Genomic DNA, 12231 nt, shown 5'->3' on the forward strand with positions numbered 1-12231 from the left:
TAAAAAAGGGGCTGTATAGCCCCTTTGTTTTGCTTATTTAATTAGCAACGCTAATCAGCGATTCGCCAGCTTGCGGCGGCCAAATAAACCCAGTAAGCCCGCTAGAATTCCGTATGCCCAGAGTGGCATGACTGGAATTTGCGTTGGTGGCTTCTTAATAGGCGAGTCTGGCGTTTGTGGTGTTCCCGGCAGGGTAAAGCCAAAGTCCACGGTTAGGTTATCAGCGTTATCACCGTTGCTACCGTTGGCGCCTTGGCCGCTACCTGTGACTTCTGTCGTAGGTAGGTTACTAGGCGATAGGGTAAAGGGCAGCGTGCGAATGCCGTCTACCTCAGGGGTATCGCTATCTAGGCCATGATCGTAGGTATCTTTATCAAGATCGACACTAAGCGCATGCCACGTACTGCTGACATAACCCTCAAGTGGGGCACCAACACCGAAGGCTGCGGCGGTGACACGTGCACGGTAGCCACTGCCAGCGGGTAGGCCATCAACACGCCAGAAACCATTGGCATCCGTGACGCTTGAACCTGCAACGGAACCATCAGGGTTAAGCACTTCCACTGTTACCCCCACAACGGGCAGCTCGGCTGGATCACGTACACCATTGTTGTCGGTATCGAACCATACTTGGTTACCCACACTTAGTGCGTAGAAGCCGAAGTCAACGGATAGGTTGCTGCGGTTATCTGGTGCAAAGTCATAGTAGCCAGGTGTTTGTTCAGGGCCATCTGTGCCAGCTTCGTTAATAGGCTCACCCGCTAGTGGGCCGAGTGTCACAGTGGAACTCACAATGCTATTGGCAGGGATATTACCAACCGGTGCGCTGATCTCTTCACCGTGATCATGCACATCGATATCGCTGTTGCCCGAAACTGGTGAAGACTCTTGCAAACCGGCATTGGTGATCGAGACACCGCTTGCAAATAGGCCAGCAGGTTTCGCAGCCGCTGGAATAACAACGCGATAGTCACCCGCACTCAGGTTAGGGAACAAGTAGTGGCCCGTGCTGTTGGTTGTTGCAGTCGCGAGGGCCGTGCCAGAGCCATCAGCGGCCCAAAGTTCAACCGTAATACCGGCCAGCCCTGTGCTGCTCTCAGCTGCGTTACCAGCGCCATCGTTGTCGATGCTATCTGCGTTGCTATCCAACCAAACACGGTTACCAATACTAAAGATCGCTGGGTTTGCGAAATAGCCTTGGTCGATGTCCAGACGGTCTTCACCGCTTGCTAGCGTAATGCCTGTTACTTCAAACATGGTGCCATTTTGAGCACCGTCTGAGTCGTTGCCATCGCTCGTACTGTCTTGCGGAGAGCCAGTCATACCGTTTGGAATACCAAAGCGTACGATATAGCGCTCGCCGCCACTTGTCGGCGTCAGACCCGAGAAGTGGTAGTAGCCTGGTAGACCTGTAACGGGGTGGTTAATGGTGTTGGTATCAACAACGAGTACCTCGTCACCATCATTAGGAATACCGTTCGGGTCACGGAAGAGTTGTACTAGTACATCATTGATGCCGTTGCTGCGCTCGTCATTGTCTTGTACGCCATCTTCGTTCGTGTCGTGCCAAACGAAATCGCCCAGCGCAGCGGTGCCTGCTGGAATCGGCTGTACCACAATACCCACACGTGTTGGCGCAGAGGCGTTAGCTAGGTTGATATCGGCCTCTTCATAGCTGTAGCCAAACGTATTCCAAGCGATGTTTGAGCACGAGGAGTTGGCTGCGGCTGGGCAGTCGGTGATTGGCGCATCAGCAATCCCAAACTGGGAGTACTCAAATACCAGTGTTTCACCCGGTGGCAGTTGGTAGCTCGTTGGGTAAACGATACGGAACGCATGAACTCGGCTAGGGATGTTGGGCAAAACATCCGACCATTCACCCGGTGCTCCCGACGCTGGAATGACAGCTTCGCTGGAGAGCGGTGTGCCGTCCGGCAGTGTTGTCATTGGGTTACAGCCAGGCGCATTAACAATATTCGCTCGGCAAGGATTAGTTGCTTGTGTGTAGTAGACCTTAGTGCCCACGGGCGCTGAAGAGAGGTCGATATCCTTCACGAAGTTAGGGTCCCAGGTACTACCTAAAGCCGCACCTGTACCGACACCTGTATTTGAGGTGCCATCTGGGCTGATATCTGCACCAAACGGCATGATGTCGATTAGCTCGATGTTATCCAGCGGAATATTTGCCGTGTTTTCCACTTCTAAACGCCAGAAAACGCCACCTTCATGGTGAGTACGGCCAACATTGTTTGGCTCATCCGCATTGTATAACCAGGTGTTATCCAAAGAGCCGCGTACCGCTTTTCGGGAGATAACATTGGTAACACGTTGCACAGTAAATGAGCGGCTGCCGGCATGACAGAGCTGGCTTGCATCAGCTGTACCTGTGGCTCCATCAAGTGTGCCTGTTAGTGTGTCTGCAACAAAACCGCCCGATACTGAACACTGCTCGGTACCGCGTGTTTCGGTGTTACTAGAACCAAGGAAGGCCACATTGTTGGTCACACTGCCCGCTGGCGTAGTTGGGCCAACGGTGGATACCAGATTATAAGTGACGGTCTCACCGCGGCTGAGAGTACAGCTCTTACCCGTCCAATCCCAAACGACTAGAGTTCGGCCAGTGCTGTTGTAGTCGTTGATGACATTAATATCAGGTGGTGTTGCACAGCTTGCAGGGGCTGAACCTACGATTGTTGAACTGACATAGCTCATATCGGTTGGTAGCAGGTCTGCAAAGACTGGGTCGGTTAAGTCCGCCTGCTCCGGAGCAGACGAGTAGTTACCACTGTTAGTCATCGCGATTTCAAATGTTGCGTTATCCCCAGGCGTTATGACGCCAGATGGGTTTTGCGTTTTGATCGCATCAGGTGCAATGGTTTGGTTTGCAGCAGGGTCGCGCAGTGTAATGGTGCGGGATGGTGTTTGCTGCGGAGCGACATCACCGCCGTTCGCACCATCGATGGTTGCGGTATTTGTGATACTTGCAGGCATGGTGATGGTGCTTCCATCGATACCCGGGTTGATCACATCACAAGCGATGGTGACTGAACGGCTATTGCTGCCTGTAAATGGCACGGAAGGCGAACCCGCGCTACCGAATGCTGCGCTAAAACCAATCAGCGTTTCACCAACGGAAAAGGTAATATTGCCGCTTGAGTAGGTGTGCGTGCTACCTGCGTCGGCTTCGGTATCGGTGCGGTCGCTAACGCCATCCCCGTTAGTATCAATGTTGAGGATATAGGTATCAGCATTGCGCACGTCGAGTGTGGTGACATCGCAGTGGTTTGGAATGGTGTCTGCAATCGTCATCCCCAAGGGAATGTTACCGTTGTTGCGCCCAGTGATGGTGTAGCTCATCGTCTGGTTAGGGTTAACGAACTGATCGGAGGCGCTTTTCGATGCTGAAATAGACGGATTTGGGTTGTCTAGGGTGATAACAGCATCATCTGACAGTGTTGTCGCGGGCGTGCTGTTGATCTCGTAGTCGAGGGTGGCGGTATTGGTTTTAGTCGCGCCGTTTGTGTTGGTGCCGCCCGATGGGTAATTAACGACAACATCAATATTTTGGCAGCTGGATAAACTGGCGATGTTCCACGTGAGTGGGTCAACCGCGGTGCCTGTGCCGCTATCTGGCGCAACAGACGCTGAAACAAAGTTTGCGCCGTCCGGTAGTGTATCTTCGATCACTAGGTTTTCAGGCGTAATAAAACCGATGTTATCGCTGCTTGGACAAACGCGAATACGGTAGCTGGTGTCGTACGTGATGGCACCTTCAGAAAGCACGGATTTGACGATAGATGTCTCATCCGTTGCTGATGCTGTGATCGAGGCGCTGGTGCTGGTACGAGGCGCTGGATCACTACAGCCGGGATCTGCTGCGCTATCACATTCGGCGGTGATCGTTGCATCGTTGGTGACCGAATGCCCATCTGGAGTGCTACCTGGTTCAAAGCGGGTCTCTAGTGTGAGAGAGCCCGAATCACCTGCCGTGATACGGCTGTTAAACACGAAGTGAAGCGTAGATCCGGCTGCCACAGGTGAAGAGGTACTGACACCGGGTTGGGAGCAGCTGGAAAAGTCGGGTAATGGCGCCAGAGGTGCCTGTACACACACCTTGGCAAGCTTGCCATCAGATGATGGCAATGCCGTTGCTTGAACATGCTGAGGCAGCGTATCAGCGATACGCATATTCAAGCAGTCGTCAGCAGGGCTAACAGAACCGGGGCAACTCCATGCCATGTTATAAGCAAAGATCTCACCCGAGTCGATTGGATTGGAAGCAGCGTTAAGGCTTTTAACAACGTTGGTGTTCGTTACAGCCATCCCGTGAGGGACATAGAGTGCCGCAGACAGAGCAAAATACAGAGGTTTTAATTTTACTGAGCTCATATGGTCACTTTTTATTGGGTTTATTAGTGTTTATTAATTCGGCAAAGCGAATTTAAACTTGAGGTGAAAAGTGTGAGATTCAGTATAGAAGAGGATTTTAAATAAAATGCTTGTTTGTTGTTTATATTGATATTTGTTCGAAAGTTTCTGCTTTTTTAAAAATATTTTTTTCTGTTAATGTTTTGTTAATTTTAAATTATGTGGATAATTTATTTGCTTATCTAAAACCGTCTTTTAAAGGAGTCTTTTTTGTTTCGAGGTGGGGCAAGAGAGATATTCTGATAAAAAGAGCCTCCGCGCATGAGCGCGGAGGATGTCGGCTTATTTGCCGCAGTTTTGGATAAATGTCTTGATGGTTGGTGCCACTTCTTCGCGGAAGCGACGTCCGTTGAAAATGCCGTAGTGGCCAACTTCGGGTTGAACATAATGTTGGCGTTGCTTTTCTGGTAGACCGCTCAATACATCATGTGCCGCTTTGGTTTGTCCTTTACCTGTGATGTCATCATCTTCACCTTCAATGGTGAGTAGTGAAGGAAAAGTGACTTTACTCGTATCGATGAGTTTATCTTCGAACGTCATTTCGCCCTTAGGAAGACGGTGTTCCAGAAATACGCGCCGAATCGTATCTAGATAAAATTCAGCGGGCAGGTCCATTACCGCAAGATATTCGTTATAGAAGCTACGGTGTGCTTCGGCGCTATCACCATCGCCTTTGATTAAGTCACCGAAGAACTTAAAGTGCTTACGAACATGGCTGTCGATATTCATGCTCATAAAGCCAGATAGTTGAATAAAGCCTGGATAGACCTTTTGGCCTGCCCCTGGGAAGTCGCCCGGAACGGTGCAGATGACGTTATTTTCAAACCACTCTAAGTCTTTGCCTGAAGCGTAATCGTTGACCTCGGTTGGGTTAACGCGAGTATCGATTGGCCCGCCCATTAAGATCAGCGAACGTGGTTGGTTTGGATTGTCTCGCTCAGCCATCACTGTGGTAGCGACAATTGCTGGCACACTTGGCTGGCATACGGCGATTAAGTGTGTGTCAGGGCCTAGATGATCTAAGAACTCAATAAGATAACGAACATAGTCATCAAAGCTGAAGCCGCCTTCGCGTAGCGGTACGTCACGAGCGTTTTGCCAGTCAGTAATGTATACCTCGTGATCTGGTAAAAACTGCTCAACTGTGCCACGTAGCAACGTTGCGTAGTGCCCTGACATCGGGGCTGCGATGAGCACTTTGGGCTGCTTGTGCTTGCCTGCGCGGCGGAAGTGCAACAGATCACAGAAGGGTAGTGAATGAACCACCTCTTCACGGACACGCACGGTTTCACCGTTGATGGTCGTTTCATTTAAGCCAAATGCAGGCTTTTCATAGTTGTCGGTCAGTCGTTCGATCAGCTCAAGCGTGGCCAGCGTTGTGCGCGTTGCCGAGCTAAACGTAAACGGAAGCATCCAAGGAAGCTTGAGTTGTTTTTTCCATGCCTGCGCCCAAAGATGGATCGGCTGAACGGATTGATTCATGGCATGGTGCACTTGATACAGCATAGAAGAATCCTCACCAGTGTTGGTTTAGTCAGGCCAAAGCATAGGAACAACAGCGCAGGCCATTTTTTTGCGGTGCACAATTTTTGATTATTTTATAGGCACACGAGGTGGCCTTGCAAATAGAAATAGCACAGCATTTAGGGCCCGGCCAATGGCCGTTAGTCTAAGTCTTTTATTTACTTAGATATTTTGTTAATTAACTAGTTGACCTATAAGTGATTTATTTTGCTGCGATGCACAATATTTTGCTAGGCGATGATAACGCAAACGGCGCCAGCCACAATCAGCCCTAACCCTAAGAGATCGCGAGGGGCGAGTGCGTCCTTAAAAAAACGTGCTGATATTAGGAGGGTAAACAGCACTTCAACCTGCCCCAGCGTTTTGACCAATGCAACCGTTTCTAAGCTCATGGCGGTAAACCAACCCAGAGAGCCCAAACAACTGCATAAACTGATCAAAAATGTCTTCTTGGGGCGTTGATAAAGCGCGTGTAACGTTTCAGGCTCACGCCAGCCGATCCAAGCTAGCAGCATTAATGTTTGCAGCGAAATCACCGCGACTAGCACCCATGCAGCCCCGTGTGGAAAAGGCAAAGCAAGTATCAGGCTGGCCTCACGGACCCATAATGTGGTCAGTGCAAACGCAAGGCCGCTGCCAACACCGAGCAGCACGGTACGCCATGAGAGCGTTTTAAAAGAACCTGCGGCGCTCATCAGCCACACCGCAATACCCCCAACAATAACGCCAACCCATGCCAGCATATTTAAAGGAGCGGCAAAGAATAGCGCCCCGAGCGTGGCAGCGATAATAGCTTCGCTTTTTGCCAGCCCAACACCGATAGCATAATTACGTAACTGGAACAGTTTCACCATGAGTGCGGTGGCCACGATTTGTGACACGCTAGCGAGTATGATCATCACGCTAAGCTTGGTGGTGACGGTGGGTAGCGGGGCCGGCGATACCTGATACAGCACAACCAGATACAGTACAGCCAGTGGGCTTGCGTAGATAAAACGGGCGAGCGTCACGCCCGCGGTGCTCACCTCTTTACTTAATTGGCTTTGAAAGGCGTTACGCCAAGACTGCATAAACGCTGCAAAGAGCGTAAAAGGGATCCACAAACCCATGGTGTCTCTCGCGTTTCAGGTCTATTTAAAGAGGGAGCGGCGAGCACCCGGCTTCTTCGCAGGCTTAGTATCCGCAGCTGGCTTTTGACGGGTTGGCTTGTTGGTATTCTGGGCTTTTCCCTTTGCTGCTGGTTTGTTAGCCGCTTTATGAGGTTTCGGGCGACGATTTTTTTGGCCTCGGCGCGGGGCGGGGGGAGCTGATTGCATCACCAGCTTACCGTTTTCGACCAGCGGAACGGGTTGTAGCGGTATCTGTTTGCCAATCAGTTGGCCGATATCCGCCCACAGTGCTTTTTCATCAGGTGAGCAAAACGAGAACGCGATACCCGTTTGTCCTGCACGTCCAGTGCGCCCAATACGGTGGACATAGGCTTCGGCTTGTTGCGGAATATCGTAATTGATAACCCGAGGTAGTCCTTCAATATCAAGCCCTCGCGCCGCTACATCCGTCGCAATCAAAGCGGTGGCTTCACCGGCTGTAAATGCTGCGAGCGCTGCACTGCGCTCACGTTGATTTTTATCTCCGTGGATGGAAACGGCATTGATTCCCTCTTTTTGCAGGGCTTGTGACACCTGTTCGGCACGGCGTTTAGTGCGAGCAAAAACTAAGGTTTGCTGCCAGCCACAGCCCGTAATCAGGTAGCTCAGAATGTCGGTTTTGTCGCGATTGTCGATAGCAAATGCGTGCTGGGTGACCTTTTTGCTGGTGGCATTACGCGGCGCAACACTGACCCGCTCGGGAGCATTCAAGAGCCCATCGGTGAGCTTTTCGACCGCAGGCGTGAAGGTCGCCGAAAAGAGGAGCGTTTGCTTCTGTGCGGGGGTGAAGGACAAAATCGCCCTGAGGTCATGGATGAAACCCAAATCTAACATGCGATCAGCTTCGTCGAGCACTAAAAACTCCAGGTGATCGAGCGCGAATTTCTTCTGGCGTAGCATCTCGAGCAAACGGCCTGGCGTTGCCACTAAAATATCTGCGCCGCGCTTCATTTTGCGAATCTGGTTATCAAAGCGTACGCCGCCATAAATGGAGATAACACGCATTCCGAGCGCGAGCCCATAGGCTAGTGTCGCGTCAGCAACTTGAATTGCGAGCTCACGAGTAGGTACCAGCACTAAGCCGCGGATCGGATAGTACTCAGGACCTTGAGGTTGGCGGCTCAGCTGCTCAATCATTGGCAGCGCAAAGCTTGCGGTTTTCCCGGTTCCTGTTTGCGCTTCGGCAATCAAGTCATGCCCCTCAAGCACCATGGGAATGGCGGCTTCCTGAATAGGGGTAGGCTGGCGGTAGCCCAGCTCTTGTAGCGTGAATTGAAGTTCAGGACACAGTCCCAGAGAGCCGAAAGCGGACATAAAACACCGATGAATTGATGGTCGATAGGGGATAAAAACAGGGCGCTAGTTTAGCGAAATGCTGGAAACGGGGCGAGAAGTTATTGCATTTCCTAGAAAAAGTAGTTGACAGTGAATGCTGCAGTACCTCTAATGGATCGCTCTTGCAAAACATTTGCAAGCGATTATTTACTCTCAAAAGGACTTTGCTAGCCATGACACGCTTAAACGCCAATTCTATTTCCCATCGCTTCGCTTCGATGGTGCATTGGAAACGCGGCTTTTTGTGTCTTGCGGCTAGGTCCTAATTTCACTCACGCCGCGGATAACTTCGCGGCGTTTTTGGTTAATCCCCTCTGTAGAAGTTATCCCGGCTCTTTTATTTAAGGAGTCCGTTATGACATTTCTAGGCCTTTTTACCGCGGCTTATCTGCGTTGCAAGCAGGCTATTGAAAACCACTACACCTATCAGTCCACCGCTCATCTGGATGATCGCTTACTTAATGATGTGGGTTTGTACCGGTTGGGTAAGCATGTTGCTCCGGTGCCGCAAGAGCAGGATATTGCAGTCAAACCGAGCAACGAAAGTGCGAAAACAGAGCCACCGGTAGCAAGCAGGGAGCTACAAGAAAGCACCGGCTGACCTCAACTCTTGCCGGAAAATGGGTACGCGCGGCAAGAGTTATGTAGTACCGTCAGGTATCAGGTGACGAACCATGATACCTGATCTTAGATTGGACGGTTCGTCTAACGGCGAGCGCAGCTATAAGAGGCGTGCTTGTCACATTTTAGAAAGGAGTCATGCATACGATGGAAGGCACGGTGTTGTATTGGCACTGGTTGGTGCTAGGGATGCTGCTGATTGCTGCAGAGATTTTTATCCCAAGCTTTACGATCGTTTGGTTCGGTATCGCGGCGATCATTGTGGGCGGCGTATTAGCAGTCGACCCTGATCTCTCACTCAGTTGGCAGGTGGCGATTTGGGCTGGTTTGACGTCTGCCCTGGCTGGGCTGTGGTTTTTACTGCTGCGCCCTAAAATGCGCGATAAGACACGCGCAGGGATGGCAAAGGAAGCGATTGCTGGGCAGGTGGGGCAGGTTATCCGTCGCCCTGGTGAGCATCATCGCGGGCGCGTGCGCTTTACCACGCCGCTGCTGGGCGATGATGAGTGGGAGTTTATTTGTAGCAGTGACGTGGAGCTGGGTGATCGCGTGAGCGTCATTGAACTGTCGGGTAATACGTTACTGGTTGAAAAGCGTTAATTTATTTGCGGAGTTTGTTCTATGGAAGGCTTAAGTATTGCAGGTGTTGTCCTCTTTTTGGTGATCATCACGTTGGCGATGGGGGTCAAGATTGTTCCCCAAGGTTCCAAGTGGGTTGTGCAGCGGTTGGGCAAATATAATTGTACGCTGGGGCCGGGTCTTAATCTGATCGTACCTTACATGGATCAGGTAGCTTATAAAGTGACCACCAAAGATATTGTTCTGGATATTCCCTCGCAAGAGGTAATCACCCGCGACAACGCGGTAATCATCGCTAACGCTGTGGCTTACATCAATATCGTTGCACCAGAGAAAGCTGTTTATGGTGTAGAGAACTATATTATTGCGATTCAAAACTTGGTGCAGACATCCTTGCGTTCGATCATCGGCGAGATGGGTTTGGATGATGCGCTCTCTTCGCGTGAGCAGATTAAAGCAAAGCTTAAAGGCGGTATCTCGGATGATATTTCGGATTGGGGTATTACGCTAAAAACCGTTGAAATCCAAGATATTACGCCCTCGGGTACGATGCAGCGTGCGATGGAAGAGCAAGCGGCTGCAGAGCGTGAGCGCCGTGCGACCGTCACGCGTGCCGATGGTGAGAAGTCTGCCGCGATCCTTGAAGCCGAAGGGCGTTTAGAGGCATCTCGCCGAGATGCAGAAGCACAAGTGGTGTTAGCTAAAGCAAGCCAAGTGGCTATTGAGCGTGTTTCCGAGGCGATTAAAGATAATGAAATGCCCGTGATGTATATCTTAGGTGAGAAGTATGTTGATGCGCTGCAGGAAGTGGCGACATCAGACAATGCTAAGACAATCGTACTGCCTGCTGATGTACCTGCTGCGATCCGCGGCATGATGGGAGGCTTCTCTGGGAAATAGAGAGGTAATGCAATGGATGAAGACGCATACACAACGCCCTGTGTACGCAACTGCTGTTTAGATCGTGAGGATATTTGTCTTGGCTGCTATCGGTCCATCGATGAAATTCTCGCGTGGACGTCGGCAACACCTGCGATGCGCAAGAAGATTCTTGCGCAGTCACAGGCACGTAGAGCGGCCTATCTAAAGCGTCAGCAAAGCTGACCGCTGTTAAACCACTTCACCGCGTGCTGGATAGCCCTTATCGATGGCAAAATCGAGCGCGGTGAGGATCTCTTTGAAGTGTGGTCGCGCAAACGGCATGGTGCTGACTTGACTCCAGTACAGAGTGCCGTCTGGTCGCACGAGGAACAGCCCCGGTTCTGAGAACAGCGTAGGCTCCTCAATGCCTATCGATGTTTTGCCGCGCCCTTCTGAGCGATACAGCCCCCACGCGATCGCTTGCTCATCGGATAGCTCATAGCCGAGCGTAATGTGCTCGATGCCCCATTCATTATGCGCTGTTTCAGCGCGCTCTTTGGTGTCGCTGCTAAGGGCGATCACGTTAACACCGCGTTGTGAAAACTCATCCAGCGTACGGTTCAGCTCGCGTAGATACAGTTTGCATAAAGGGCAGTGTAGGCCGCGGTAGAACACAATCATTGTGAAGTGGCCTGGCGCTTGATCGGCCAGCGACCAAGGCCCGTTCAGGGTGTTGATATCCAGTGCAGGCACAGCTTGTCGAGGAATAAGTGGTGTCATGATGTGGTACCTCTATGATGTTAAGTGTTCTTAGTCTAGCTGCTTATCTCTGTATTTAGTGATACATTTAATTCGTTTTTTGTATCAAATCGTACAGGTTTTTTATGGATCGTCTGACTTCTTTGCTAGCACTGTTTCAGCCCCAACCCAGCGATGCTCGCTTTTTAAAGGGCACGCCCCTTGAGACTCTGCAGCATCGTTCCGATCGCTTTAACCAAGTGCATTCGCAGGCGTTATATGTACTTGAGGGTGAGTTAAATATCTCTATAGACGATCAACAGCATAAGGTCGTTAAGGGTGAGCTGATTTGGCTGCCAAATGCGGATGCGGCAGAGGTTCTGGCCAGTGAAAGATCATGTTGGCTAGCGTTGAGCTATCGCTTCGGCCCTATGCACCTGAATATGGTTTTCGAATCATTGCCGATGCTATTGCATATACCGGCTGCAAGTGAACAACCCGAGCTGGCACCGATTTTGACGCTGCTATGCCAAGAGGTAGAGGGGGCGCATTGTGGTTATCAGCAAGTGCTTACCCATCTTATGGATGTGCTGCTGATCCATATGTTGCGCGTTGTGGTGGGCTCTATGGAGGTGACATCGGGGGTTATTGGTGGTTTGAGCGATCCTCGTCTCTCGCGTGCACTGGTGAGCATGCATGATACGCCTGAACAGGCTTGGAGCTTAAGTACATTAGCGCAAGCGGCTGGTATGTCACGCACCGCTTTTAGCCAACACTTTAAAGCGGTAGTGGGGTGTCCCCCTGGTGAGTATTTGAAGCAGTGGCGTATGCAACTGGCTTATCAGTACTTGCGGGCTCGTGAGCTGAGCGTGGCGCAAATCGCAGATCGGCTTGGTTATCAGAGCGAGACAGCGTTTCGCCGCGTGTTTCGTCAGGTGATGGGGGTGCCTCCCGGTCAGATTCGCGCTTCAAATAGCTAATATCTATTAACGGATTA

Annotated in this window: 10 protein-coding genes; 5 read left to right on the plus strand and 5 right to left on the minus strand. The window is 51.0% G+C overall.

Annotation, left to right across the window (positions count from 1 at the left end; translation table 11 throughout):
* Positions 1–54: 54 nt before the first annotated feature.
* The 4 genes from EOE65_RS13205 to EOE65_RS13220 form a co-directional block, all read right to left on the minus strand.
* Positions 55–4389 (minus strand): SdrD B-like domain-containing protein, encoded by a 4335-nt coding sequence (locus tag EOE65_RS13205; protein ID WP_127694797.1) that lies wholly within the window; start codon positions 4387–4389, stop codon positions 55–57.
* A gap of 321 nt (positions 4390–4710) precedes the next feature.
* A complete protein-coding gene (locus tag EOE65_RS13210) occupies positions 4711–5934 on the minus strand; it encodes a polyhydroxyalkanoate depolymerase (RefSeq protein WP_127694798.1) in 1224 nt (407 codons plus the stop codon).
* A gap of 248 nt (positions 5935–6182) precedes the next feature.
* Positions 6183–7061 carry a DMT family transporter gene (locus EOE65_RS13215; RefSeq protein ID WP_127694799.1) on the minus strand — a complete coding sequence of 293 codons (879 nt, stop codon included), beginning with the start codon at positions 7059–7061 and terminating at the stop codon, positions 6183–6185.
* 21 nt (positions 7062–7082) lie between these two features.
* The gene (locus EOE65_RS13220) at positions 7083–8414 is read right to left on the minus strand and encodes a DEAD/DEAH box helicase (RefSeq protein ID WP_127694800.1); all 1332 of its coding nucleotides are present in this window, start codon (positions 8412–8414) and stop codon (positions 7083–7085) included.
* 376 nt (positions 8415–8790) lie between these two features.
* On the opposite strand from EOE65_RS13220, the gene EOE65_RS13225 reads away from it, so the two are divergent.
* The 4 genes from EOE65_RS13225 to EOE65_RS13240 all read left to right on the plus strand — a co-directional run bounded on the left by EOE65_RS13225 (position 8791) and on the right by EOE65_RS13240 (position 10739).
* Entirely contained in the window at positions 8791–9036 is a 246-nt protein-coding gene (locus tag EOE65_RS13225) for a DUF1127 domain-containing protein (RefSeq protein ID WP_127694801.1), read from the plus strand.
* A gap of 158 nt (positions 9037–9194) precedes the next feature.
* Entirely contained in the window at positions 9195–9656 is a 462-nt protein-coding gene (locus EOE65_RS13230; protein WP_240656994.1) for an NfeD family protein, read from the plus strand.
* Between the two features lie 21 nt (positions 9657–9677).
* Positions 9678–10535 carry an SPFH domain-containing protein gene (locus tag EOE65_RS13235; RefSeq protein ID WP_127694802.1) on the plus strand — a complete coding sequence of 286 codons (858 nt, stop codon included), beginning with the start codon at positions 9678–9680 and terminating at the stop codon, positions 10533–10535.
* 12 nt (positions 10536–10547) lie between these two features.
* Positions 10548–10739: a DUF1289 domain-containing protein gene (locus EOE65_RS13240; protein WP_127694803.1), complete on the plus strand. Its 192-nt coding sequence runs from the start codon at positions 10548–10550 to the stop codon at positions 10737–10739.
* Between the two features lie 6 nt (positions 10740–10745).
* On the opposite strand, the gene EOE65_RS13245 is transcribed toward EOE65_RS13240, so the two are convergent.
* A complete protein-coding gene (locus tag EOE65_RS13245) occupies positions 10746–11276 on the minus strand; it encodes a peroxiredoxin-like family protein (protein WP_127694804.1) in 531 nt (176 codons plus the stop codon).
* A 104-nt stretch (positions 11277–11380) separates the two neighbouring features.
* On the opposite strand from EOE65_RS13245, the gene EOE65_RS13250 reads away from it, so the two are divergent.
* Positions 11381–12214 carry an AraC family transcriptional regulator gene (locus tag EOE65_RS13250; protein ID WP_127694805.1) on the plus strand — a complete coding sequence of 278 codons (834 nt, stop codon included), beginning with the start codon at positions 11381–11383 and terminating at the stop codon, positions 12212–12214.
* The last annotated feature ends 17 nt before the right edge of the window (positions 12215–12231 follow it).

Source organism: Neptunomonas marina (assembly GCF_004005935.1).
Classification (GTDB): Bacteria; Pseudomonadota; Gammaproteobacteria; order Pseudomonadales; family Balneatricaceae; genus Neptunomonas; species Neptunomonas marina.